Annotated in this window: 26 protein-coding genes and 1 pseudogene; 14 read left to right on the top strand and 13 right to left on the bottom strand. The window is 34.7% G+C overall.

Features of this window, described 5'->3' with window-relative positions; all coding sequences use genetic code 11:
• Positions 1-474, bottom strand: a 474-nt coding sequence (locus DMB92_RS07805; RefSeq protein WP_142682501.1) for an oligopeptide:H+ symporter, incomplete at its 3' end; no start/stop codon positions are given.
• A 288-nt stretch (positions 475-762) separates the two neighbouring features.
• Here DMB92_RS07805 and DMB92_RS07800 point away from each other — a divergent pair.
• Complete coding sequence (locus tag DMB92_RS07800) at positions 763-1,470, top strand: YebC/PmpR family DNA-binding transcriptional regulator (RefSeq protein ID WP_142682497.1); 708 nt, start codon at positions 763-765, stop codon at positions 1,468-1,470.
• Positions 1,471-1,666: 196 nt separating this feature from the next.
• A pseudogene (locus DMB92_RS07795) lies at positions 1,667-2,143 on the top strand (peptidylprolyl isomerase); the annotation flags it as partial.
• 149 nt (positions 2,144-2,292) lie between these two features.
• Here DMB92_RS07795 and DMB92_RS07790 read toward each other — a convergent pair.
• From DMB92_RS07790 to exbB, 3 genes are read right to left on the bottom strand one after another with little or no spacing between them, the layout of a single operon-like run.
• A complete protein-coding gene (locus DMB92_RS07790) occupies positions 2,293-2,970 on the bottom strand; it encodes an energy transducer TonB (RefSeq protein WP_142682495.1) in 678 nt (225 codons plus the stop codon).
• Positions 2,970-3,359, bottom strand: a complete 390-nt coding sequence (gene exbD, locus DMB92_RS07785; RefSeq protein ID WP_142682494.1) for a TonB system transport protein ExbD — start codon at positions 3,357-3,359, stop codon at positions 2,970-2,972. The genes DMB92_RS07790 and exbD overlap by 1 nt, the downstream gene beginning before the upstream one ends.
• The gene (exbB, locus tag DMB92_RS07780) at positions 3,356-3,790 is read right to left on the bottom strand and encodes a TonB-system energizer ExbB (protein ID WP_142682493.1); all 435 of its coding nucleotides are present in this window, start codon (positions 3,788-3,790) and stop codon (positions 3,356-3,358) included. Before exbB ends, exbD begins: the two co-directional genes overlap by 4 nt.
• Before the next feature lie 339 nt (positions 3,791-4,129).
• Between exbB and DMB92_RS07775 the strand changes: the two genes are divergently transcribed.
• The 4 genes from DMB92_RS07775 (at position 4,130) to DMB92_RS07760 (ending at position 8,473) form a co-directional block, all read left to right on the top strand.
• On the top strand, positions 4,130-4,585 hold the full coding sequence (locus DMB92_RS07775; RefSeq protein ID WP_142682492.1) for a Dps family protein: 456 nt from the start codon (positions 4,130-4,132) through the stop codon (positions 4,583-4,585).
• A 141-nt stretch (positions 4,586-4,726) separates the two neighbouring features.
• Positions 4,727-5,986 carry a DUF945 family protein gene (locus DMB92_RS07770; RefSeq protein WP_142682491.1) on the top strand — a complete coding sequence of 420 codons (1,260 nt, stop codon included), beginning with the start codon at positions 4,727-4,729 and terminating at the stop codon, positions 5,984-5,986.
• A 1-nt stretch (position 5,987) separates the two neighbouring features.
• On the top strand, positions 5,988-7,181 hold the full coding sequence (locus DMB92_RS07765; RefSeq protein ID WP_142682500.1) for a replication-associated recombination protein A: 1,194 nt from the start codon (positions 5,988-5,990) through the stop codon (positions 7,179-7,181).
• A 326-nt stretch (positions 7,182-7,507) separates the two neighbouring features.
• The gene (locus DMB92_RS07760) at positions 7,508-8,473 is read left to right on the top strand and encodes an asparaginase (protein WP_142682490.1); all 966 of its coding nucleotides are present in this window, start codon (positions 7,508-7,510) and stop codon (positions 8,471-8,473) included.
• Here the strand turns inward: DMB92_RS07760 and zupT are convergent.
• The 3 genes from zupT to argB form a co-directional block, all read right to left on the bottom strand.
• The gene (gene zupT, locus DMB92_RS07755) at positions 8,454-9,359 is read right to left on the bottom strand and encodes a zinc transporter ZupT (RefSeq protein WP_142682489.1); all 906 of its coding nucleotides are present in this window, start codon (positions 9,357-9,359) and stop codon (positions 8,454-8,456) included. The two genes, DMB92_RS07760 and zupT, sit on opposite strands and share 20 nt — an antisense overlap.
• Positions 9,360-9,605: 246 nt before the next feature.
• The gene (locus DMB92_RS07750; protein WP_142682488.1) at positions 9,606-10,787 is read right to left on the bottom strand and encodes an aspartate aminotransferase family protein; all 1,182 of its coding nucleotides are present in this window, start codon (positions 10,785-10,787) and stop codon (positions 9,606-9,608) included.
• 10 nt (positions 10,788-10,797) lie between these two features.
• Positions 10,798-11,637, bottom strand: coding sequence for an acetylglutamate kinase (argB, locus tag DMB92_RS07745; protein WP_142682487.1), 840 nt, complete (start codon positions 11,635-11,637; stop codon positions 10,798-10,800).
• Between the two features lie 127 nt (positions 11,638-11,764).
• On the opposite strand from argB, the gene DMB92_RS07740 reads away from it, so the two are divergent.
• The gene (locus DMB92_RS07740; RefSeq protein ID WP_142682486.1) at positions 11,765-12,571 is read left to right on the top strand and encodes an aldo/keto reductase; all 807 of its coding nucleotides are present in this window, start codon (positions 11,765-11,767) and stop codon (positions 12,569-12,571) included.
• 142 nt (positions 12,572-12,713) lie between these two features.
• On the opposite strand, the gene DMB92_RS07735 is transcribed toward DMB92_RS07740, so the two are convergent.
• The 6 genes from DMB92_RS07735 to DMB92_RS07710 all read right to left on the bottom strand — a co-directional run bounded on the left by DMB92_RS07735 (position 12,714) and on the right by DMB92_RS07710 (position 16,161).
• Positions 12,714-13,160 carry a GNAT family N-acetyltransferase gene (locus DMB92_RS07735; protein ID WP_142682485.1) on the bottom strand — a complete coding sequence of 149 codons (447 nt, stop codon included), beginning with the start codon at positions 13,158-13,160 and terminating at the stop codon, positions 12,714-12,716.
• A gap of 17 nt (positions 13,161-13,177) precedes the next feature.
• On the bottom strand, positions 13,178-14,215 hold the full coding sequence (gene argC / locus DMB92_RS07730) for an N-acetyl-gamma-glutamyl-phosphate reductase (protein ID WP_142682484.1): 1,038 nt from the start codon (positions 14,213-14,215) through the stop codon (positions 13,178-13,180).
• Positions 14,216-14,277: 62 nt separating this feature from the next.
• Positions 14,278-15,177: a glycosyl transferase gene (locus DMB92_RS07725; protein ID WP_142682483.1), complete on the bottom strand. Its 900-nt coding sequence runs from the start codon at positions 15,175-15,177 to the stop codon at positions 14,278-14,280.
• Positions 15,178-15,191: 14 nt separating this feature from the next.
• A complete protein-coding gene (locus DMB92_RS07720; protein WP_142682482.1) occupies positions 15,192-15,485 on the bottom strand; it encodes a hypothetical protein in 294 nt (97 codons plus the stop codon).
• A 15-nt stretch (positions 15,486-15,500) separates the two neighbouring features.
• Positions 15,501-15,938 carry a molybdopterin synthase catalytic subunit gene (locus DMB92_RS07715; RefSeq protein ID WP_142682481.1) on the bottom strand — a complete coding sequence of 146 codons (438 nt, stop codon included), beginning with the start codon at positions 15,936-15,938 and terminating at the stop codon, positions 15,501-15,503.
• Between the two features lies 1 nt (position 15,939).
• Positions 15,940-16,161 carry a MoaD/ThiS family protein gene (locus tag DMB92_RS07710; protein WP_142682480.1) on the bottom strand — a complete coding sequence of 74 codons (222 nt, stop codon included), beginning with the start codon at positions 16,159-16,161 and terminating at the stop codon, positions 15,940-15,942.
• 64 nt (positions 16,162-16,225) lie between these two features.
• On the opposite strand from DMB92_RS07710, the gene nspC reads away from it, so the two are divergent.
• The 7 genes from nspC (at position 16,226) to yedF (ending at position 23,628) form a co-directional block, all read left to right on the top strand.
• Positions 16,226-17,389, top strand: a complete 1,164-nt coding sequence (nspC, locus tag DMB92_RS07705) for a carboxynorspermidine decarboxylase (protein WP_142682479.1) — start codon at positions 16,226-16,228, stop codon at positions 17,387-17,389.
• A 170-nt stretch (positions 17,390-17,559) separates the two neighbouring features.
• Complete coding sequence (locus DMB92_RS07700) at positions 17,560-18,480, top strand: formate dehydrogenase subunit gamma (RefSeq protein ID WP_142682478.1); 921 nt, start codon at positions 17,560-17,562, stop codon at positions 18,478-18,480.
• 8 nt (positions 18,481-18,488) lie between these two features.
• Positions 18,489-19,169 (top strand): formate dehydrogenase-specific chaperone, encoded by a 681-nt coding sequence (locus tag DMB92_RS07695; protein WP_142682477.1) that lies wholly within the window; start codon positions 18,489-18,491, stop codon positions 19,167-19,169.
• A 145-nt stretch (positions 19,170-19,314) separates the two neighbouring features.
• Positions 19,315-19,518 (top strand): Tat pathway signal protein, encoded by a 204-nt coding sequence (locus DMB92_RS07690; RefSeq protein ID WP_142682476.1) that lies wholly within the window; start codon positions 19,315-19,317, stop codon positions 19,516-19,518.
• A gap of 20 nt (positions 19,519-19,538) precedes the next feature.
• A complete protein-coding gene (locus DMB92_RS07685; protein ID WP_142682475.1) occupies positions 19,539-22,358 on the top strand; it encodes a formate dehydrogenase subunit alpha in 2,820 nt (939 codons plus the stop codon).
• 1 nt (position 22,359) lies between these two features.
• Positions 22,360-22,932, top strand: a complete 573-nt coding sequence (fdh3B, locus tag DMB92_RS07680; protein WP_142682474.1) for a formate dehydrogenase FDH3 subunit beta — start codon at positions 22,360-22,362, stop codon at positions 22,930-22,932.
• Positions 22,933-23,055: 123 nt separating this feature from the next.
• Positions 23,056-23,628: a sulfurtransferase-like selenium metabolism protein YedF gene (yedF, locus tag DMB92_RS07675; protein WP_142682473.1), complete on the top strand. Its 573-nt coding sequence runs from the start codon at positions 23,056-23,058 to the stop codon at positions 23,626-23,628.
• Positions 23,629-23,630: the final 2 nt, after the last annotated feature.

The raw sequence follows: 23,630 nt of genomic DNA, 5'->3' as shown, positions 1-23,630 counted from the left end.
CATATAAAAGATAGTAAATCCTGAATCCCTCCTAGGATCATCTTTTTTATACAAAGTTCCAACCATAACAGAAGCACAAGTTTTAAAAAGTCCTGTGCCAATAACAATTAAAATCAATCCAACAAAAAACATTGTTGAGGTAAATATAGATAAGGCTATGCTCAAATGCCCTAAAGCTATGATGATAGCACCATAAAAGACAGATTTTTTCTGTCCTAAAATATTATCAGCTACCCAAGCACCAGGTAAAGTAGCAAGATACAAACAAGCCCCAAAAATTCCCACGATAGCCGCTGCTTCAGCCTTTGGTATTTCTAAACCTCCTTGAGCAAGCGTTGCAGCCATAAAAAGCACGAGTAAGGGACGAATCCCATAAAAAGAAAATCTTTCCCAAAGTTCAGTCATAGAAAGACTGAACAAGGGTTTAGGGTGTCCTAAAAAGCTTTTGTCTAAATTTTGTGTATCTTTCAAAATTTACTCCTTACTAAAATTTCTAATCTTATGCTACTCAATTATGGCTTAATTTCAATGTTATTTTGAAGATAAGTTAATATTTTTTATATCTTTTGTTACGAAAATTCTCAAATAAAATTATCAAAAAGAAGATTTTACTCATTTTTTATCATTTTATATAGAGATAATACAAAATAGCCCTTCAAATCAAAAATATTTTCGTGTTTTATAGTTAAAATATGTATTTTTAAAAACAAATTTATAAGTTTTATTTTATACTTTTGTTTTAAAAATTTGCAAAGGATATTTATGGGACGAGCATTTGAATACAGAAGAGCCTCAAAAGAAGCCAGATGGGATAAGATGAGTAAGCTTTTTCCAAAGCTTGCAAAGGCTATTCAAGTAGCCGCTAAAGAAGGAGGGGAGGATCCTTTGATGAATCCTAAGCTTCGCTCAGCCATAGCCACAGCTAAGGCAAATAACATGCCAAAGGATAATATAGAAGCAGCGATTAAAAGAGCCTTAGGCAAGGACGCAGCTGAGATCAAGCAAATTCATTATGAGGGAAGAGCACCTCATGGGGCTTTAGTGATAGTTGAGTGCATGAGTGATAATCCAACCAGAACAGTGGCTAATGTCAAGGCTATTTTTAACAAAAACAAGGGCGAGCTTTTGCAAAATGGTTCTTTAAATTTTATGTTTTCAAGAAAGGCTGTTTTTCACTTAGAAAAAGTTGAAGGCGATCTTGAAGAACTTGAGCTTGATTTGATAGACGCTGGACTTGAAAGCTTGGAGCAAAATGAAGAGGAGCTTTTGATTATGGGGGATTACTCAGCCTTTAAGGAACTTAGCGATATGATAGAAAAAAAGGCTCTTGTGATCAAAAAAGCTGGGCTTGAGTATGTCCCAAATAGTCCTGTTAGCTTTGATGAGGACAAGCTAGCTGAGATAGAAAAGCTTTTGGATAAGCTTGAGGACGATGATGATGTGAGTGCTGTTTATACGAATATTGATTAAGGCTTTGCTAAATTTAATCTTGCTTTTGAAAGGCTTTTTTGAGTTTAACTTAGGTTTTAAATTGTTTTAAATTTAGCCTTTGTGTTTAAATTCAAAGCTAGCCTAGATAAATTTAGCTTTTAAAAGCTTTTTAGGCTGGCTTAAATTTACTAAATTAACAAGCTTTCAAATAGCTTAAATTTAAAAAGGAGAGAAAATGTTAAAAGAAATAGATATATCAAGGGCAAAGGATTATGAATTTGCTTTGATAAAGACTGAAAAGGGCGATATGAAGCTTAAGCTCTTTAATGATGAAGCGCCCATTGCTGTGTGTAATTTTGCAAGCTTAGCCAAGGAGGGCTTTTATAAGAATCTAAATTTTCACAGGGTAATACCAAATTTTGTTATCCAAGGAGGCTGCCCTTATGGCACAGGAACAGGAGGACCGGGTTATACTATAAAATGCGAGTGTGAGGGGCAAAGTAACTTGCACTTAAGAGGCACGCTTAGCATGGCTCATGCTGGAAAGGATACAGGAGGAAGCCAATTTTTCATCACTCACAGCCCTCAGCCTCACTTAGACGGAGTTCATACTGTTTTTGGACAAATTGATAGCAAGGATACAAAAAGTCTTGAAGTACTTGATAGCATAAGGCAAGGCGATAAGATCCTTGATATCGAGATCATGGGAAAAAGTATGACAAAAGGAAGTTCAAAACCAAAAATAGCAAAATCCAAAACAACAAAACTTAAAACAAAATCTAAAAAGACAACCAAAAAGAAGAAAAATAATAAAAATAAAAAATTTAACTCCTAGCGTGTATCATACTAGGAGTTAAGACTCTATTTGCTATTGGTAAGATTGTAGGTTACTGGAATTTGTATACGCACGCTTTCTTTGTATTGAGGGAAATTCCTTGCAGCCTTTTGTATGATCTTTAGAGTATGCGAATCTAAAATTTTATGTCCTGAAGTACTGATTATTTTTACTTGTTCTAAGATTTTATTATGCAACCAAACAAATTCAAGCAAAACAGTGCCTGTAAGATTCATTCTAATGGCTTGTCTTGGATAAGTTTCTCTAGCTGCTTCATCTATAGCCTTTTTAACCTCTCTTAAGAAAGGATTATCCGTTTGTCCAAGAGCTAGAGTACCAATTTGAGTTTGAGTATTGGTATTTACTTGAGCACCACCGGGAGGCACACTCGCACTTTCTTGTACTTCTTCTATCCTTTCTTTCTTCTTCTTTGCAACCTTTTCTAAGGGTTCGTGTTGTTTATGTTTTTTCTTATGTTTTTTCTCTTTCTTTTTTTCCTTAGTTTCCTCTGGTGGTATGGGTGCTGGTGGAGTTTGTGGACCAGCTTGGACTATTTGCCCTTGTGCGATAAACTGACTGAGGATTAAAGTTACTTCATCTTCACCTTTAAATTCTATTTTGAAAGGGTTGCCATAAACCGCAAAGAGTAAAATAGGGGAAAAAATCAAACAGGTTAAAATGAAAGATTGGGTTTTTCTGTTCATTATCTTTGCCTTTCGGTAATGATTTGGAAGTTAGTATGCTTTGCACCTTTAAGAATATCTATGATTTGCACAAAGGATTCAAATTTAGAGTTCTTATCGCTTTTAAGTTCTACAAGTTGTTCTTTATCTAGGGTGTTGACAGCTTCTTTGACCTCGTCGAGTGTAGCCGTTTTATCATCAAGATAAAAAACATTATTTTCATCAACGCTTATGAGTAATTTCTTCTTTTCATCACTTGAACTTTCTGCAAATTCACTTTTTGGAAGTTCTACTTTGATTTGCCCATGTGCAATGAAAGTAGAAATACTCAAAACAATAGCAAGCAAAACAAGCATGATGTCTATAAATGGGACTATATTTAAGCCTTCATTTTTAGGAAGTTTTATCATTTTTCTACACTTTTTAAATGGACTTTAAATTTATTGCTCAAAATTGTTATTTTTCTAAGTAAGGCATTATAAGCCATTAAAGAAGGTATGGCAACCAAAAGCCCAATAGCCGTTGCCTTTAAAGCCAAAGAAAGCCCTACAACTATACTTTTCACATCGATATTGCCAGACAAGCCCATGTCATAAAAAACTATCATAATACCAATAACCGTTCCTAAAAGTCCAACATAAGGAGCATTAGAATAAATAATATATAAGGTTGTAAGATTTTCACTGATCGCATCATCGAAGCTTTCTTGGTTTTCATACTCATTTAAATTTACCTTTCTAAAAAAAAGCAATCTCTCAATCACGCACCAAACAGCTATAAAACCCATAAAACCAAGTAAAGCTATGATGATAAAATCTATATGAGTTTTTAAAAATTCCATGATAATAATCCTCGAAAAATTTTAAAAAATTATATCAATTAAAATATAAATTTTGCTTTAATTATAAAAAAATTTACCATTATCAAAATTATATAAATGACGATAATATAGTGATTTCATCTAGTAAAGCTTTTTGATAATTTAAAAAACTGCTATCAAAAATAAGTTATAAAAAATCTGAATTTATAAAAATTTTTATCGTTTATAAGCTTAAAATAAAGAATTAAAGGCTTCTAAAAAGCTTTTAATAAAATCACAATAAATTTCCAATCAATAATTTTTATTATTTAGAAATTTTATGTTATAATCTTTCTGACTTTAAATAAAAAAGGAGAAAAAATGTCAAAAGTTATAGAAAATTTATTGCAGATTCAAGCTGATGCTCACACTTTGTGGATCAAATTTCACAATTATCATTGGAATGTTAAAGGACTTCAGTTCTTTGCTATTCACAACTACACAGAAGAAGCATATGAAAATATGGCAGAGCTTTTTGATGATGTGGCAGAAAGAGTTTTGCAACTTCAGGGAAAAGCTATTGTTTGTCCTAACGAACTTGCTCAAAAAGCCAAGATTAAAGGCAGTGATAAGACTTGCTTTACTGCAAATGAAGTTCTTGAAGCTATAAGAGAAGATTATAAGTATCTTTTAGCTGAGTTTAAAAAACTTGATGAGGTAGCTGATAAAGAAGGAGATACCACAACTTCATCTTTTGCTCAAGATAAGATCGCTGAGTATGAAAAAAGTCTTTGGATGCTTGATTCAAGCCTTACAAATGCTTGCTCTATGAAGTAGTTTTTTCTAAAACCTGCTTTAAGCGGGTTTTAGACCTCAATTTTATCTCATTTTAAATTTATTTTCTACATTTTTCTTATCTATAATCTTAGTTTTTGTAAAAATATATTAAAATACGCCATAAAAATAAAAGGAGTTAAAATGAAGAAAATAATTGCTGCTGTTTGTATAGTTGCTTTTGTTGTTTTAGCTTATTTGGGACAGGTTTTTTACATGGGAAATTTGCATGAAAAAAATTTCAATGATTTTGTGCAAAAACTCCAAACTTGGAAATATGCTAAGATCGAAGATGTGGTTTTTGAAAAAGGCTTTTTCAACTCAAAAGCTTCTTTTAAGCTTGCATCGCAAGAAAATGATTTTATGGTAAATGTGGCTTTTTTGATCACGGCTGATTTTAAAAATAGCATTTTTACTCAAGATGTGATTGAGGGTCAAATAAATCTTACAGAGCCTTTTCTTTCGCTTGTAGGTGATATTTTGCCAAATGGTTCGGTGGCTCGCTTTAGTGTAAATTCTCATTTAAATTCAGATTTTGATATTAAATTTATTTTTTCTGATATAGATGTTCAAAGAGCAGAAGGAACATTGCTTCTTAAGAATTTCGTCTTAAATTTCACAATGACAAACCAAGGGTCTATTTTATTTAGTGATATGAATATTGATGAATTTAGATTTGAGGACTTTAATCCTTTCATGGGGCGTGTGAGTGTGAAGCTTGAAAAGGTGTATTCTGATTTTAGTAGTAAAGAGGGTATAAATTTAAAAGACTATCTTTCCAAGGTTAGTGATTCGCAAACAAAGTTTAGTATTTATCGCTTGAGTATGAATGATGTTGTACTTGATGAGCTTAATTTAGAAGATATAGTGCAGACAGAAGGTAATGTAAGTTTTAATGAAAGTGTTAAACTATATATTAAAGAGGTTAATTTAGGGCAGCTTTCTCCTGATCAAAGAACGCTTCAAGATATCAAACTAGACTTTGTGGCACAAAGTTTAAATCAAGTTCTATATTCGTTTGATTATGATCCTGTGGATATCTTAGAAGATAAGCTCTTTCTTTCTACAAATCCAAAACTAAAGCTTCAGGATTTTTCATTCAGTAGAGCAGGAGCAAAATTTAGCTCAAAAGGCGAAGCAAATTTTAGTGCAGATGAAGAGGTAAATGCAAACTTTAGTGCAAAAAGCGATGTTTTGCCAAGTCAAATACTGCCTATTTTAGCTCTCTTTGGCGCAGATGAGTTGTTTGAGAAAAAAGATGATATCTATGTTTTGGATCTTAATGCAACAGGATCGGTAAAAAAGCCTACCACCATGATCAATGGCACCTTACTTGAAATTGATGATACCTATGAGCTTCAAGATGAGTTTTCAAACCCACCAAGCGATTTGATTCTTGATTGATATGAATAACCTAGCCCTAAAATTTCGTCCCAAAAAACTTGATGAAATTTTAGGGCAAAAAGAGCTTGTGGCAGTTTTTAAAAGCTTTATTTCAAAGCAAAAGCTTCCGCATAGTATATTTTTTGGTCCTGCAGGCTGTGGTAAAACGACTTTTGCCAGAGCCGTGGCAAATGATTTTGGTTTGGATTTTTTTGAGTTTGACGGAGGAAATTTTAAGCTTGAAGAACTTAGAAAAATCCTTGCAAATTATGAAAATAGCCTCTATAAGCCCCTTATTTTTATCGATGAAATTCACCGCCTTTCTAAAACCCAACAAGAAATGCTCCTAGTTCCTATGGAAAATGCAAGATGTATTATCATAGGAGCAAGCACCGAAAATCCTTATTTTGTCTTAAGTTCAGGCATAAGAAGTAGGAGCATGCTTTTTGAATTTAAAGCTTTAAGTGAAGAAGATCTACAAATTTTACTTTTTAGAGTTCAAGAAGAGCTTAAATTTAGCATAGATGAAGAAGCAAGACAGTATTTGCTTCATTCAAGCGGAGGCGACGCAAGAAGTTTGCTTAATTTGATCGAATTTGCTTTGAGTATAGATTCTCAAATTTTAAGCCTTAAAACGCTTAAAACCTTAAGGGCAAATGCACTAAATGACGGCGTAAGTAGCAAAGATACGCATTACCGCCTTGCAAGCTCTTTTATCAAAAGCCTAAGAGGAAGCGATGTTGATGCTTCGCTTTATTATCTTGCAAGATTGATTGAGGGTGGGGAAAGTGCGGATTTTATCGCAAGGAGAATGCTTATTTTTGCAAGTGAAGATATAGGCAATGCCGAGCCAAATGCTCTAAATTTAGCCACTTCAACCCTCATGGCAGTAAAAAATATAGGCTATCCAGAAGCGCGCATTATCCTAGCTCAGTGTGCTGTATTTTTAGCAAGTTCTTTAAAGTCAAATTCAAGCTACAAGGCTATAAATGAGGCGATTTTTTATGTAAGAAACAACCAAGCCCTACCTATCTTACCTTATCTTGATAACAACAATGAAGCGAGTAAAAACTATCTTTATCCACATGATTTTGGTGGCTGGGTTCATCAAAGATACCTTGCTAAAGACTTGAAATTTTACCAAAGCAAGCATATAGGCTATGAAAAAAAACTTGATGAAAATTTAGCCTTTTTAACGAAGAAAATATCAAAATAAAAATATTTCTCTAAAATATATCAATTTTTAATTATAAATATTAATAATATTAATCATTTATTATAAAATATATCATACAATGAAATTCTATTTTTTAAAGGAGAAAAAATGAAAAAATTTATTTTTGTAGCTTTGATGAGTTTGTTAAGTATTCAAGCTTTTGCTTGCGATTCTCATGAAAATCATACAGAGCATAAACACCAAAGTAAATAAAGCTAAGCGTAAAGCTTGGCTTTTTAATAAGAACATATAAATTTAACAATTTTTTACCTCTTTTTTGCTCATAAACATGATACAATATTTCAAAATTTTTTAAGGATAAACCTATGAAAAAAATTATGATACTTGCTACGGGTGGCACTATAGCTGGCATGCATTCAAAAAAAAGTCTTCATTATGATGCTGGAGTTTTAGGTATTGAAGTGTTATTAAAGGAACTTGCTGGAATAGAAAAAATTGCCAAAATATCAAGTAAACAGCTTTTTAACATTAATAGTAAGGATATGAGCTTTGAAAAAATGTATGAAATCGCAAAAGAAAGCTCTGAGGCTTTAAAAGAATTTGATGGGGTTGTTATCACCCATGGAAGCGATAGTTTAGAAGAAAGTGCTTTTTTCTTGCATTTGCTTATAAGTTCTAAAAAACCCATAGTATTTACAGCCTCAATGAGAGCATTTAATGCTTTAAGTAGCGATGCCTTGAAAAACCTTTACAATGCTATCATCGTTGCTGCAAGTAAAAGATCAGAAAATAAAGGTGTTTTAATTGCCCTTAATGATAAAATTTTTAGTGCCTTGCATTCAAGTAAAATTCACAGCACAAATGTAAATGCTTTTAGTTCTCCTTGTGAGCTTGGGTATATCCAAAATCAAGAATGTTTTTTTTATGAAAATTTTTATGCTTCCAAAGCAATTTTTGACATAAAAAAGCTTACAAAATTTGAAAAAGTTAGTTGTTTGATGAGTTGTGTTGATGATGAAAATGAGATTTTGGCTGAATTTTTATTTCAAAATGGAGTTAAGGGCTTGGTTGTGGCTGGTTTTGGTTCAGGAAGCATGAGTGAAAATTTAAAGAAAAAATTAAAAACCTTGATGAAAAAAGGACTTGTTGTTATGGTCAGCTCAAGAGTTTTTAATGCTAGAATTAGCCTCAATGATCAGGATATAAGAGCTGGCTTTTTAAGCTCAAGAACCCTAAATCCTCAAAAAGCAAGGATATTTTTAAGCCTTGCTCTAAGTTTGGCTAAAAATAAAAATGAGTTTCAAGATTTTATTAAACGCCTAGATGACTGAGTAAGATAAGACTTACAGCCATCAAAGCCATACCTGCTAGTAAACCATATAAGCAGTGATGAGCCTCTCCATAAATTCTAGCCGCAGGCAAAAGCTCATCAAAAGCGATATAAACCATTATCCCTGCTATAATAGCAAAACAAACAGCCAAAACAAGGGGAGATAAAAAAGGCAAAAGTAAAAAGGCACAAACCAAAGCTCCTAACGGCTCTGTAAGTCCTGAGAGTGCTGAGTAAATGAAGGCTTTTTTCTTATCATTTGTTGCATGATATATGGGCAAGGACACAGCCATGCCTTCTGGGATATTGTGAATGGCTACAGCAATAGCAATCATGATACCAAAAGAAAGATTTTCAAGCCCAGACATAAAGGTAGCAAAGCCCTCAGGAAAATTATGTAAAGCTATGGCAATAGCTACAAAAATACCTGTTTTATGTAAGGCTTTGTTTTTGAGCTGTTTTTGTTCTTCATACACCGCACAAGTTTTTTGAAATACATCTGAATAATACTGCGAACAAAAGTCCAAAGCTTCCTGATTAAGAGGAAGTTCTTTGATCTCTTCTTCATTTTTTTGCTTACTTAAATTTTCAGGGATAAGTTTATCAACTAAAGCACTTAAAATAATGCCTATAAAAAAGCAAAATATACCGATAAGATCGCCTAAAATTCCATTATAAATACTTTTAAAATCATTCAAAGCCTCAGGCAAAATTTCCATAAAAGAAATGTAAATCATGACCCCAGCTGAAAAACCTAAGCCAATGGAAAGCATTTCTAAATTTTTTCGTTTAGATAAAAATACTATAGCAGCACCGATAATAGTAGAAAACCCCGCAAATGATGCAAGCAAAAAGGCATAGATGATTTGAGAATAAGAAATATCCATACTAAACTCGTTTTTGAATTATTTTATCATATTTTGCGTTAAAATTTATCAAAAACAAAGAGAATTTATCAAAATTTTTTTCATATTTTCATCATTTAAAAGTAGAATAAATGTGTTCTTGGTGTAGATTAATGGCACAAAAGCTCGGTGTTACACTTTCACATTAAATTTCTTATTTGCTCTATTTTAGATAAAGCTAATTCGTTTATACAAAATCCTTTAGTTAAACTAAAGGATCGAGTAATTTTAAAACTCTTTCAAAGCCCTTTTTAGCTTTTCTTTCATCTCATCAATATGTTCTTTTTTTATGATGAAAGGTGGCAAAAAACGCAGATCATTTGCCCCACAAGGCAGGATCAAAAGTCCATTTTTTCTAGCTTTGGCGATAATCTCACTTGCTTTAATGCTTTTTTCAACGCTAAGTCCTTGCATAAAGCCCAAGCCACTGCGTTTTTTGATGAATTTAAACTCATTTACAAGCTCATCAAGACTTTTTTCAAAATAAGGGCTAAGCTTGGTAATATTTTCGAGTATTTTTTGATCTTTAAAGATCTTAAATACAGCATTTACCGCAGCACAAGCAAAGGGATTTCCCCCATAAGTCGTGCCATGATCGCCAGCTTCAAGCGAGAGTTTAGCCACCTTTTCACTAAGCAAAAACGCCCCCACGCTAACGCCACAACCCAAAGCCTTAGCACAAGCGATGATATCAGGCGTAATGCCAAAGTTTTGATACGCAAAAAACTTGCCTGTGCGTCCCATTCCGCTTTGAATTTCATCGGCGATTAAAAGTATATCTTTTTCATCGCAAAGTTTTCTTAGAGCCTTGTAAAACTCAGCTTTTGCAGGATTTATCCCACCTTCTCCTTGCACGCTTTCAAGCACGATAGCACAAGTTTTTTCGCTGATGAGCTTTTTCACGCTATCAATGTCATTAAACTGAGCAAATTTAACCCCATTGATCAAAGGCTTGAAAGGCTTGCGGTATTTTAAAGTATGCGTAAGGCTCAAAGCTCCAAGCGTTCTGCCGTGAAAAGAATGCTTCATGGCTATAAAATGTCCGCCTTTTATGTCTTTGTTAAGAGCGTATTTGCGTGCTGCTTTCATCGCTCCTTCTATGGCTTCAGTGCCTGAGTTTGTAAAAAACACACGGCTTAATCCGCTTGCCTTGCTTAAATTTAACGCAGCCTCGGCGATATTTTCGTTATAGTAAAGATTGCTCGTGTGCAAAAGCTTGTCAATTTGTGCTTTTAAAGCGGTGTTAAATTCCTCATGTTTATAGCCCAAGGCACAAACGCCTATCCCGCTTGAAAAATCAAGAAATTTATCCCCTTTATCATCATAAAGATAAACGCCCTCGCCTTTTTCAAGCACCAAATCATAGCGTTTGTAGGTTTGAACGATGTGGCTTTGTTCTTTGTAATTCATCTTTTCTCCTTTATCCAACTAGAGTTCCTATGCCCTTGTCTGTGAAAATTTCAAGCAAGAGGCTGTGTTTTAGGCGTCCATCTAAGATATGCACCTTTTTAACTCCATTTTCACAAGCTTCAATGCATGAATTTAGTTTTACAAGCATACCACCCTTGGTTTTTTTGACAAGCTCCTTCGCCTCTTTGAGATCTATCCTTGAAATGAGGCTATTTTTATCAGCAAAATCCTCATAAAGCCCCTCCACATCGCTTAAAAAGACAAGCTTTTCAGCCCTTAAAGCCTTGGCCACCTCACAGGCTACATCATCAGCGTTTATATTGTAGCTATTATAAGCCTCATCCATGCCTATAGGAGCGATAACAGGGGTAAAATCCTTTTCAAGCAAGTCCTTTAAATTAGCAGAATTTACAGAGCTTATCTTGCCTACAAAGCCAAGCTTGCTATCTTTTTGCTCGCATTCTAGCAAAAAGCCGTCCTTGCCACAAAGTCCAAGGGCTTTTACGCCTTGAATTTGAAGATTTTGCACTAGATCTTTGTTGAGCTTAAAAAGTATCATGGAAGCGACCTCTACGACTTCTTTTGAGCTTATGCGAAGTCCATTTTCAAATTTGCTTTCAACCCCTAATTTTTCACACATAGCAGTGATTTCCTTGCCTCCTCCATGAACGATGACAGGCTTTAAGCCCACAAGCTTTAAAAGGGCTATATCTTGCATGACAAGGCGTTTAAGCTCCTCATTTTCCATGGCAGAGCCTCCGTATTTGATGACTATGATCTTAGAATTAAATTTGCGTATATAAGGCAGGGCTTCGATGAGAACTTGAGCCTTTTCTAAGTATGATTTCATTGATTTTCCTTTAAATTTAGCTTTTTGATTTTATCAAATTTTAAAATTAAAATCGCTTAATTTAAGACTAGTTTTCAAGCAAAACTTAGACAAAACTTGTTATTATCACAAATAAAAAGGAGAGAATGTGACTTATATTAGTTTAAATAACGGACTTAAAATGCCAGTTTTGGGACTTGGCACGGATTTTCAAGTGGGTAGGGCTTGCATTAACTTAGTCTATGAAGCCCTAAAGCTTGGATATAGGCTCTTTGATACAGCACAGATGTATAAAAATGAATTTGAGGTGGGACAGGGTATTAAAAGGGCTATTGATGATGGCATAGTAAAAAGGGAGGAGATCTTTTTACAAAGCAAGCTTTTGGCTATGGATTATGAAAGTACTAAGCTTGGCATTGATGAAAGGCTTAGCATTTTGGGGCTTGAATACCTTGATATGCTTTTAATCCACTATCCAAATCCTTATGAAAAGGCTATGTGGAAAGCTCTTGAAGAGGGCTATAAGGAGGGTAAGTTAAAAGCTATAGGACTTAGTAATTTTATAGCTAATTATGAAAGCTTTGTAAGGGGGTGTGAAATTAAGCCCATGCTTAATCAGCTTGAAGTTCATGTCTTTCATCAAAGAAAGGCTCTATATCCTCTTATGCAAAAGGATAAGATAGTGCTTCAAGCTTGGAGTCCCTTTGTAGTGGGAAAAAATAACTTTTTTAATAATGAAATTCTAGCAAAAATTGGTGCAAAATATAATAAAAGCATAGCCCAAGTGGCCCTAAGATGGATGATAGAACAAGAAATTTCTACTATCCCAAGAACAAATAAGAGCGAAAAACTTAAGCAAAATTTAGATATTTTTGATTTTAAGCTTGATGAGGAGGATAAGGAGCAAATTTCAAGTCTTGATACGAATAGAACTTATTTTGGTTGGTATGAGTGAGTTTTAAGAGAAAATATAGCTCATACAGAAGTTTTAAAGCTTAAAGGCAATTTTTAATTTTTTTTATGTATGAGCTAAATTCTAGCTTTTGATTATATGGTGTTTAATTATTTTATAAAACAAAACACTTGCAAAATGAGGCTTAGATATTAAATTTAGTCTCATTACCCTCATTTAGACTTAAATCATAATAATTAGCATCCTCTCTTAAGGTAAAGCCATAATGACTCCAAAACTCATTGCCCAAGTCATTATTTTTAAAGGCTATGAGCGCGATTTTGTTGATTTTTTCTTTTTTCAAAGCTTCAAGGCAAAACTCACTCATCTTGTGTGCTATGCCCTTTTTTCTATGATCCTTATGCACGCAAACATGGTAAAATCCCCCCGTGCGTCCGTCATGCCCACAAAGTATGCTTCCTACAATTTGACCCTCAAGCTCGCAAACTACACTAAGACCTTTGTTTCTATCCAAAAAGGCATGGATATTTTCCTTGCTATCATCTATACTTCTTATCCCAAAGCCCTTGATCTCGCACCAAAGCTTAAAAACCGCTTCATAATCTTGCTTTAACATTGCTCTAATAATCATTTATCCCCTTAAATAAATCATAAATTCGCTATCATCTCAAGCCCTAAATCCTCTTCAAAGCCAAAGATCAGGTTCATATTTTGAACAGCTTGCCCTGCTGCACCTTTTAAAAGATTATCAATAGCAGCTACGATGATAACGCGCTTTGTGCGTTCATCAATCAAGGCATTTATATCGATGAAATTTGTATTTTTTACAAAACGCACCTCTGGCAGGGTATTTTGAATTCGCACAAATTTTTCATTTTTATAAAAATCTTTGTAAAGTTCTTTAAGCTTTTTAGCGTCTATTTTTTGGCTTAAATTTGCATAAATTGTTGTTAAAATCCCTCTTTGCATAGGCACTAGATGAGGGCTAAATTGCAAGGTTAAATTTTCTTTTGCTGCAAGGCTTAGTTCTTGTTCTATTTCTGGCGTGTGGCGGTGATTGCTAAGAGCGTAGGCTTTAAAATTTTCATTCACCTCGCAAAAAAGATTTTCAAGCTTTTCACCGCGTCCAGCCCCACTTACCCCGCTTTTTGCGTCAATTATTATGGAGCTTAAATCAATGATTTTTTCCTTAACAAGAGGATAAAGTGCGAGTATAGAACAGGTCGTATAACAGCCCGGATTTGCGATAAGATGGGCTTTTTTTATCTCCTCACGGTGAATTTCACAAAGCCCATAAACAGCCTCTTTCAAAAGCTTTTCTGCCTTATGCTCTAAGTGATACCACTTTTCATAAATAGCCTTTGATTTGAGCCTAAAATCAGCACTAAGATCTATAAATTTACACTCATTCAAAAGCTTTTCATTGATCACAGAAGCTGCAAAGCCTTGAGGCGTAGCAGTAAATACTAGATCTAAGCTAGGAGCGATTTGTTCAAGGCTTTTATCCTCGCATTTTAGATCTAATTTTTGAGCAAAAGCAGGATAAACCTCGTTATAAGCCTTGTTTTCATAAGCTCTTGAGCCAAGATATGTAATTTGTACCTTAGGGTGAGCATAAAGCAAACGCACAAGCTCATAACCCACATAGCCGTTTGCTCCTAAGATTCCTACTTTTAACTTCTTCACTTTTCTAGCCTTTAAAATTTACATTAAATTTATGATTATAGTATATTTTGCTTTGAAAGAGTTTAAAAGCCCTTTCTTTGATACTCTTTTTTAAGCCTTAAAAGCTCTTTTAAAAGGCTAAAAAATTCCTTCTTTTTAAAGGCTTGTATTAAGGATTTTCCAAGCTGATAAGATAGACTTTCTTTGAGTGCCTCTTCATAATCATCATAGCTAGAAAGTGGGGGCATTTTTCTGTGAGGCTCTCTTAAGATCACTTTTTCATAGGCTTTGTTTTCAAGTCTGTGTTTGATAGAGATAAAAATAAGCACAAAGGGTAGTTTAAGCATCTTAAAGTCCTTAGAGTGTTCTATCAAGGCATAGCCAAGTTTGTAGCAAAGGTGAGCTCTTATCCTTTGAATGCTATAAGTGTTTTTTGCCACAAAGCCCTTTTCATAAGCACTTCCGCCCATTTTAAGCCATTTTTCATAATATTTTTGCCAAGTAGGCCAAGTGCGGTTACAAAGAGCATTATTCCAAAATCTTTGATTGCTACCATGAGCATGAACTAGCCTTGCATTAAGGCTAGTTTTAAGACAAACTAAGCCTTCAAATTTTCTTTCTAAAGGCTTTATTTTAAGTTTTTCTTTAAAGCAAAGCAAACTTAAAAGGGCTTGATCGTTGATAAGCTTATTATCAAAAAGCATAAGACGGTAAAGCTCATCATAAAGTTTAAGGGGATTTTCAAAAGAGCTTTTAAATAAGATCACAGGACTTCGCCAAATTTTTCTTTGGCTAAACTCGCCCTCATAATTTGAAATGCTTTGAGCTAGACTATGTTTTCCTCTTCTTGCGGCTAAATGAAAGCTTGAACTAAGTTTAAAAAGGGCTTCAAGGCTTTGCAAACACAAAAGATCAAAGTCCAAATACAAGATATTTTCGCACTCATTTAAAAATTTCAAGGCTTCAAAACGCCCAAAAGCCATATGAGTCCAGCGTTTTAAAAAATCACAATCCCCCCCCCCCCATCAGGGTGAAATTTGCTAAGTCTAATTTTAAAATCTTCCTTTGTAAAAGATATAAATTTACAAGAAGCATTCTTATCTTGCTGTGCTATTTGCCTCATCAACTTTTTATCATTTAAAGAAAAACCATCATGAACGATATAAAAAATATCTATGCAAGAACTCATCTTATCTTTTAAATTTATAAGCAAGGTGCCGATCGTAAAGGCACTATCCTTAGTAGCTACTAGCAAGATGGCGTTTTTGTATTTTTTAGGATCTTTTTTCACTTTACTTTCCATAAGCTAGGCTAAAATCCCAGCACCCTCAAGCTTTGTGCTTCTTTCTTTGGCATAAATTTTAAGTCCATTTTTAACATCGTATTTCCAAATGGGAGCCTTAGCCTTAAAATCCTCCACAAAATCATTGATAAGCTTTAAACCAAGTTTTCTTTGCTTGCTTAAAATCCCAGCCAAATACGAACTTTGCCCCACTTTTACCTCGCCTTTTGAGTGAGCAAAAAACACGCTAACACCCTGTGTATTAAGTTTTTGCTTCCAAGTTTCAAACCATTTTTTTAAAAGTGCTTCATCTATATCAAAGCTAAGCGCTTGAACTTCGTCATCATCACGCACTATGCCGCAAAAAGTAAGCATTGCTCCGCAATTTTGTGTCGCACTTTTTTCATACCATTTAGCATAAATTTCTGGGACATTTAAAGCACCCTCGTAAATTTCAAACATATTAACCCCCACTAACAGGCGGTAAAAGCTTAATCTTATCACCTTTTTTAAGCTCGTATTCTAAGTCGTTTATCAGTGTATCATTGACCGCCACGGCACAAAGATCAAGCCATTCTTTAAGTTCTTGTTTTTCTTGTAAGATTTTTTTTAACTCTTTTAAGTTTTTTGCTTCAAGTTCCATTTTTTCGTGATTTATGGGTCCTAAAAACTCAACTTCTACCATAGTTTATCCTTCATCTAAATTTAAAGCTTATAATAACACAAATAAATTTAAAATAAGGCAAAAAATGCAAATTTTAAATCAACTTGAAAAGCTAAAAACAACGCCCGCTTATGTCATCGAAGAGCGTGCTTTACGCCAAAACTGCGAGCTTTTAGCCAAAGTGAGCGAAAAAAGTGGGGCTAGGGTGCTTTTAGCACTTAAGGGTTTTGCTTTTAGCAGGGCTTTAAAAATCGTTGGCGAATATCTAAGTGGTTGTACTTGCAGTGGGCTTTGGGAAGCTAAATTTGCAAAAGAATTTATGGATAAAGAAATTCACACCTTTTCTCCAGCCTTTAAAGATGATGAATTTGATGAGATAGCAGGACTTAGCGGACATATAGTCTTTAACTCTTTAACGCAGTTTGAAAAATTTAAAAAAAGAGCTAAAAACAAAAGCCTAGGGCTTCGTTGTAACCCTGAGTTTTCCGTAGCTCCAAAAGAAATTTATAATCCTTGTGCGCCTTTTTCAAGGCTTGGAATCCGTGCTGATGATCTTAAAAATGCTGATTTAAGCGATGTTAGCGGACTTCATTTTCACGCACTTTGTGAAGAGAGTGCGCAAAGCTTGGAGCTTGTTTTAAAGGCTTTTGAGCAAAAATTTGCAGATTTTATCAAAAAAATGAAATGGGTGAATTTTGGAGGCGGACACCACATCACAAAAAAAGGCTATGACACGCAAAAGCTTATAAATCTTTGCAAAGATTTTGCTGATAAATACGGCGTGCAAGTTTTTTTAGAACCCGGAGAAGCAGTAGGCTGGCAGGTAGGAACTCTTGTAGCAAGCGTAGTGGATATAGTTGAAAATGAAAAAAAGATCGCTATTTTGGATACTTCAAGCGAGGCTCATATGCCTGATACTATCATTATGCCTTATACAAGCGAGCTTGCAAATGCTAGGATCTTGAAAAGTCGTGAGGGAGAGGAGTTTTCGACACTTTTAAAAGATGAATTTGCTTATCTTTTGGGAGGAAACACCTGCCTAGCAGGCGATATCATGGGAGAGTATGCCTTTAAAAAGCCTTTAAAAGTGGGGCAAAAGCTGGTTTTTTTAGATCAAGCTCATTATAGTATAGTTAAAAACACGACCTTTAATGGAGTTAGGCTTCCAAATTTGATGTTTTTAAATACTCATGATGAACTTGAGCTAGTAAGGGACTTTGAGTATGAAGAATACAGAAGAAGAAATTAAATAACACCAAATGTAATCATACTTTGACTTCATAATCGACTATTTCAAGCTTAAAAATCTCAAAATTTTAAAATTTTTAAGAAAAATTTAGATAAAATGTAAATTAGTGGTTTTATCATAATTATGCAATCTTGTGATAAAATATGTATTTTAAGAAAGGATTTAAGCCTATGAGAAAATTATTTTTGCTCCTATTTTTAGTTTTGGATTTATTTGGACAATCCCAAATTCAGCAGTCTCAAATTTGGGATTCTCAGCGAATTACCAATATAGAAAATTATCCTAGTCTAGGAAAATTATGGACAACATTACAGGGCGAATATATCGCTACTATAGCATTTGTTGCGATTATTATCGTTCTTGCAGCCTTTGCCTTGCACTATATGGTTATTGGTCCAAAGAAATTTTCACACGATGGAAAGAAAATCTATGCCTTTTCTTTATTTGAAAGAGGCTTTCATTTTATAGCCGCACTTTCTTGGCTGATTTTAGTTCCAACCGGCTTGATTATGATGTTTGGGTCATATTTTGGTGGAGGTATTTTTGTGAGAACCTGTAAGAATTTACATGGCTTTGCAACTATCTTATTTATTATTTCTATTATTCCTATGTTTTTTTGGTGGATTAAAAGAATGCTTCCTGCAAGTTATGATTTAAGATGGATGATGATAGTTGGAGGATATTTAAGTAAGATCAAACGCCCTGTACCAGCTGGTAAATTTAACTTTGGACAAAAGTCATGGTATTATATTGCCGTATTTGGTGGTTTTTTGATGATAATTACCGGTGCGTTTATGTATTTTCTTGATTTCAACACAACCACAATTCAAAGTTTATTTGGTCTAAGTCAAATCGAACTTTTAAGACTCAGTGCTATTGTGCATAACTTTTTAGGTATTCTTTGTGCGGTATTTTTAGCTGTGCATATTTATATGGCTGTGTTTGCGATCAAGGGAAGTATTCATTCTATGATGAATGGTTACAAGGAAGAAGAAGAAGTTTATATCTTGCATTCTTATTGGTATAAAGAGCTTACTAAAAAGAAAAAAATTGAGCCAAGTTATACCTATGATCCTGATGTAAAAATTTAGGAACAAGCATGCAAGATCAAGTAAAAACGACGCGTAAATACTTTTATGAGTTTTTTTCACTTCCTTTTAGCTTTGTAGATGAGCAAGTTTTTGCTCGTTTCAAAGCTCAGGCTGAATTTTTAGCTTTAAATCCTTTGAGGGAAGATTTAAAAAAAGATTTTGAAGTGATTTTGAGCTTTGGTTTGCAAGATTTCTTAAATGAACAAAATGCGGTATTTTTTGATTTTTCTTATGTAAATGTTCCTGTAACGGCTTCATTTTATGATGAGGGCAGAGATGATGGTAGAAAAAAACTTAAAGCTTGTGAGATTTTAAGAAAAACACCTTTTAGACGCGATGAAAAATGTGCTCAAAGCGAAGATGAATTTGCTTTTTCTTTTGCTTTAATGCCTTCTTTGATTGATTTGAATGAGGATATTGCTAAGGAATTTGTGGAGCAGATTTTGAATTCTGTGATTGATGAATTTATAGAAAAATTGCAAATTCATAAAAATTCAGTATTTTTTGCTCATTTTGCAAACATTATGCAGGTATTTTTTGATTTTGAAAGAGAAATTTTAGATCTTGATAAACCAAGTAAAAATATAGAAAAAAGTATTGCCGATGAGGCTTTAGAGCGTTTGCCTTATGAGCCAAAACTACCAACAAGATTTAGCAAAACAAATATGGAAGAATTAAGTAAATTGTAACTTTTATGGAATTTTAATTATCAAAAAGTCTAGAATTTAATTTATTTTTTATTTTATATTATGTAAAATTGTTCAAGAGACTTATTTTAATTAGCTATATTTTAGCTTATTAAAAATATTCTAAATTATTCAAAAAGGAGGAAAAATGCAAAAAAATGCAAGAAGAGCTTTTCTTAAGAAGTCTTTGCAGGTTGGGGCGACGGCTGGACTTGCTGTAACTCTTGTTAAGGCGAATTTTGGAGAAGGAGCTTCGCAAGAAAAAAATGTTGTCCTTGGTGATAGCAAAAAAGAAGAAGTTCTTTACGAAAAAAGTATGCACTGGGAAAAGTATTATAAAATAGCTTATTAAATTTAGAAGAAAGGAAGAAAATGGCATTAGCAAGAAGAAATTTTCTTAAATTTGCAGGTGTTGCAGCACTTAGTAGCACGGCTTTTGGTAATGAAAACAAAAGCGTGAGACAAGCAAGCAAGGAAGAAATTGCAAATCCTTATCCAAATTCCAAGATCGTGCGAACGATTTGTAGTATTTGTAGTGCTGGTTGCGGAATTAAGGCTGAGGTGCAAGATGGAGTTTGGATGCGTCAAGAAAATGCGATTGAACATCCTATTTCTCAGGGATCTCATTGCTGTAAGGGAATCGATCAAATTGATCTTACCAAGTCCAAACAACGCATTAAATATCCTATGAAAAAAGAAAATGGCAAATGGATACGCTTGAGTTGGGAGCAAGCTATCGATGAGATAGGCGATAAGATGCTTCAAATTCGTAAAGAGGATGGACCTGATAGCGTGATGTTTTTAGGTTCTGCGAAATTTAATAATCAACAAGCGTATTATTTTAGAAAATTTGCTGCTTTTTGGGGAACTAACAATATCGATCATGTAGCCAGAATTTGACATAGCGCAACAGTCGCCGGTGTGGCGAATACATGGGGTTATGGTGCTATGACAAACCATTTTGGTGATGTTACTAAGAACTCTAAAATGATGATTATATTTGGAGCAAATACAGCTGTGGCTAATCCTATCGGCTTTAAACACTTGCTTCAAGCAAAAGATAGAAACAATGCTAAGCTTGTGGTTGTCGATCCTGTTTATACAAAAACAGCTGTTCATGCTGATGAGTATGTGAGAGTGCGTCCGGGAACTGATATAGCTTTGGTTTATGGTATGCTTCATCTTATCTTTAAAAATGGTTGGGAAGATAAGGAATTTATTGCTACTCGTTCTTATGGAGTAGAAGATGTAAAAGAAGAAGCGAAGAAATGGACTCCTGAGGTCGTAGAAGATGTAACAGGTGTGCCAGCTGCCCAACTTGAAAAAATTACTCGTATGTTAGCGACCATTAAGCCTGCTACGCTTTTTTGGGCTTTGGGTATCACACAGCACTCAGTTGGTAGCTCAAATACTAGAATTCTAGCCATTTTGCAGCTTGTGCTTGGAAATGTTGGAAAAGAAGGTGCTGGAACAAACATTATCCGTGGACATGATAATGTTCAAGGTGCTACGGATATGGGTTGTTTGGCTGATACTTTACCTGCTTATTATGGGCTTGATGATACAGCTTGGAATCATTTTAGCAATGTTTGGGGCGTAAAGAGGGATTATTTAAACTCAAGATTTTATTCTAAAGAGTGGATGCACGAAAAAGGCTTTTCTTTAGCTAAATGGTGGCAAGGTGTTTTAAAAGAGGAAAAAACTTATTCTAACGCACCTATTCGCGTGCTTTGGGTGCAAGGAACGGGTATTACTTCCATGGCACACACAGTTAAAATTCAAGAAGCACTTAAAAAACTTGATATGATAGTAATTGCCGAGCCTTTTGTGAATGAAGTTGCTGTTTTGGCTGATAGACCTGATGGAATTTACATCATACCAGCTTCAACTCAGTTTGAAACTGAGGGTTATGTAACAGCTACAAATAGAGCTATGCAATGGCGTTCTCAAGTTATAAAACCGATTTATGAAAGCAAAGAAGATCAAGAGATCATGTTTGCTTTTGCTAAGAAATTTGGCTTTTATGATGAATATACTCGTGGCATGAAAATGAGGGTTGTTGATCATGAGCTTAAGCAAGTAAAAAGCGATGAGGAAGCTTTTGTATGGCCTGATGATGTAACCACTGAGATGAGCAATGGGCTTTTAAGTATAGGACTTCGCGGAATTTCTGCTGAAAGATTAAGAAGACATCAGCAAAATTGGGAACATTTCGATCCAGATACTCAAGAAGGAATCGGTGGAGAGGTTAAAGGCGAGTATTATGGTCTTCCTTGGCCTTGCTGGGATGCAAAACACCCAGGAACTGCGATTTTATGGAACAAAGATATCCCTTATGAGCGTGGAGGAATGGGCTTTAGAAACAGATTCGGCTTAGAGCATAATGGCGTTAGTCAGCTTGCTGATGATAGTATTAGCTTGAAGGGATCTAAAGTTAAGGGTGGTTATCCACAAATTACTAAGGAAAATATAGAAAAAGTTTTCAATATTAAGCTTAGTGAAGAAGAAAAAGCCAAAATGGGTGCAAGTTGGAGTACCGATACTTCAGGGCTTATCCTTGAAAAATGTCGCGAAATGGGAGCTTGTTGTTTAGGAAATGCAAGAGCAAGGGCTATTGTTTGGGAATTTGCTGATCCTATCCCAAAACACAGAGAGCCTATACACTCGCCGCGCTGGGATTTGGTTCAAAAATATCCTACTTGGAGCGATCAGGTTAAAAACTTCCGCGTTGAGAGTAAATTTATCAGCGAGCAACAGAAAAAAGACTGGAGTAAGGAATTCCCTACCATCGTTTCAAGTATGCGTTTGGTGAATTTAAGTGGTGCTGGTATGCTTGAAAGAACGAGCAAATATCTTGCTGCTATCACACCTGAAATGTTTGCCAATGTCAATCCTGAGCTTGCTTTAAAATATGGCATAAACGATGGAGATATGATGTGGATTCACTCGCCACAAGGCACAAAGATCAAGGTAAAATGCGTACATAATCGCTCAGTTACTCCGGATAGAATTTGTATGCCTTATAATTTTGCTGGAATTTTGCAAGGCGTGGATTTAAGTTATAATTACCCTGAGGGAACAAAGCCTTATACCATAGGCGAGAGTTCAAATACCATTACAAACTATGGTTTTGATATTAACACGCAAATTTCTGAGTTTAACGCAGGACTTTGCAGGATAGAAAAGGCTTAACATGGCGAGAATGAAATTTTTTGTGGATACTAGAAGATGTACTTCATGCTTTGCTTGCCAAGTGGCTTGTTCAAGTGCGCATGAGGTGCCTGTTGGGATAAATCGTCGTAAGGTGGTTACTTTAAATGAGGGCATAGAGGGCAAGGAAGTCTCAACTTCCATTGCTTGCCAGCACTGCACGGATGCACCTTGCGAGCAAGTTTGCCCTGTAAAATGCTTTTATATAAGAGCTGATGGAATTGTGCTTCATGATAAGAAAAAATGTATAGGCTGTGGGTATTGCCTTTATGCTTGTCCTTTTGGAGCACCACAATTTCCAAGAGATGGCGCCTTTGGCATTAAGGGCGAAATGGATAAATGCACCATGTGTGCAGGAGGTCCTGAGGTTACAAATTCACATGAAGAACGCGAGCTTTATGGACAAAACCGCATAGCTGAGGGAAAAGTTCCTATGTGTGCAGCGGTTTGCTCTACAAATGCTTTACTTGTAGGTGATGCGGTTGAAGTAAGTGAGATCTTTAGAAGACGAGTTGTCTTAAAGGGTGCAAAATTAGGCATTGATGATATGCCTTGATTTTTCCTAGCTCAGTTTTTGAGCTAGGATTTTTAAAATACTTCTGTAAAATTTCTTTATTTTAAACACAAAAAAAGCAAGAACATATTATCATTATCCAAATATTTTTTCAAAGGAAGAATAATGCAAATTGATTGCCGAAATTTGGATTGTCCAAAGCCCGTTATAGAGACAAAAAATGCTTTGGAAAAGTTAAACGAGGGAGAGAAGTTAGAAATTTTGCTTAATTCTCAAATCGCAAAAACGAATGTTTTGAAATTTTTAAAAACTCAAAATTTAGAAGCAAAGCTTAGCGAAAATGGCGATGAGATTACAATCAGCACTCAAAAGGTTTCAAATTCAACTTGCACTTTTGACAAACAAGAAAGCCTCGTTTTATTTTTAAAAACAGACAAGGTTGGTGATGGCGAGCTTGGAAAAAAGCTTTTTGTAGGCTTTTTAAATACCCTTAAGGACATGCCACAAATTCCTAGCAAAATCCTTTGTGTCAATGATAGCGTTTTAGTCAATTCAAACCCAGATCACCCAGCACATAAAATCATGAGCGAGCTTGAAAATTTAGGCGTAGAGATCATTAGTTGTGGTACTTGCTTGGAATTTTTTGGCAAAACTAAGGAGCTTAAGATAGGCAATATTGGCAATGCTTATGAAATTTTAGGCGAGCTTTGTGGTAAGGCTAAAATCATCAGCCTTTAGGA

Origin of the sequence: Campylobacter sp. MIT 99-7217 (assembly GCF_006864365.1) — a bacterium.
Classification (GTDB): domain Bacteria; phylum Campylobacterota; class Campylobacteria; order Campylobacterales; family Campylobacteraceae; genus Campylobacter_D.
Note: the sequence above shows the minus strand (reverse complement) of the source record. Positions and strands in the feature narration are given on the sequence as shown.

Excerpts from the sequence above, each read along its gene's own strand:
- DMB92_RS07800 (WP_142682497.1), top strand. The coding sequence starts at position 763 with ATGGGACGAGCATTTGAATACAGAAGAGCCTCAAAAGAAGCCAGATGG.
- DMB92_RS07790 (WP_142682495.1), bottom strand. The coding sequence starts at position 2,970 with ATGAACAGAAAAACCCAATCTTTCATTTTAACCTGTTTGATTTTTTCC.
- exbD (WP_142682494.1), bottom strand. The coding sequence starts at position 3,359 with ATGATAAAACTTCCTAAAAATGAAGGCTTAAATATAGTCCCATTTATA.
- exbB (WP_142682493.1), bottom strand. The coding sequence starts at position 3,790 with ATGGAATTTTTAAAAACTCATATAGATTTTATCATCATAGCTTTACTT.
- DMB92_RS07775 (WP_142682492.1), top strand. The coding sequence starts at position 4,130 with ATGTCAAAAGTTATAGAAAATTTATTGCAGATTCAAGCTGATGCTCAC.
- DMB92_RS07770 (WP_142682491.1), top strand. The coding sequence starts at position 4,727 with ATGAAGAAAATAATTGCTGCTGTTTGTATAGTTGCTTTTGTTGTTTTA.
- DMB92_RS07765 (WP_142682500.1), top strand. The coding sequence starts at position 5,988 with ATGAATAACCTAGCCCTAAAATTTCGTCCCAAAAAACTTGATGAAATT.
- DMB92_RS07760 (WP_142682490.1), top strand. The coding sequence starts at position 7,508 with ATGAAAAAAATTATGATACTTGCTACGGGTGGCACTATAGCTGGCATG.
- zupT (WP_142682489.1), bottom strand. The coding sequence starts at position 9,359 with ATGGATATTTCTTATTCTCAAATCATCTATGCCTTTTTGCTTGCATCA.
- DMB92_RS07750 (WP_142682488.1), bottom strand. The coding sequence starts at position 10,787 with ATGAATTACAAAGAACAAAGCCACATCGTTCAAACCTACAAACGCTAT.
- argB (WP_142682487.1), bottom strand. The coding sequence starts at position 11,637 with ATGAAATCATACTTAGAAAAGGCTCAAGTTCTCATCGAAGCCCTGCCT.
- DMB92_RS07735 (WP_142682485.1), bottom strand. The coding sequence starts at position 13,160 with ATGATTATTAGAGCAATGTTAAAGCAAGATTATGAAGCGGTTTTTAAG.
- DMB92_RS07725 (WP_142682483.1), bottom strand. The coding sequence starts at position 15,177 with ATGGCTTTTGGGCGTTTTGAAGCCTTGAAATTTTTAAATGAGTGCGAA.
- DMB92_RS07715 (WP_142682481.1), bottom strand. The coding sequence starts at position 15,938 with ATGTTTGAAATTTACGAGGGTGCTTTAAATGTCCCAGAAATTTATGCT.
- DMB92_RS07710 (WP_142682480.1), bottom strand. The coding sequence starts at position 16,161 with ATGGTAGAAGTTGAGTTTTTAGGACCCATAAATCACGAAAAAATGGAA.
- nspC (WP_142682479.1), top strand. The coding sequence starts at position 16,226 with ATGCAAATTTTAAATCAACTTGAAAAGCTAAAAACAACGCCCGCTTAT.
- DMB92_RS07700 (WP_142682478.1), top strand. The coding sequence starts at position 17,560 with ATGAGAAAATTATTTTTGCTCCTATTTTTAGTTTTGGATTTATTTGGA.
- DMB92_RS07695 (WP_142682477.1), top strand. The coding sequence starts at position 18,489 with ATGCAAGATCAAGTAAAAACGACGCGTAAATACTTTTATGAGTTTTTT.
- DMB92_RS07690 (WP_142682476.1), top strand. The coding sequence starts at position 19,315 with ATGCAAAAAAATGCAAGAAGAGCTTTTCTTAAGAAGTCTTTGCAGGTT.
- fdh3B (WP_142682474.1), top strand. The coding sequence starts at position 22,360 with ATGGCGAGAATGAAATTTTTTGTGGATACTAGAAGATGTACTTCATGC.
- yedF (WP_142682473.1), top strand. The coding sequence starts at position 23,056 with ATGCAAATTGATTGCCGAAATTTGGATTGTCCAAAGCCCGTTATAGAG.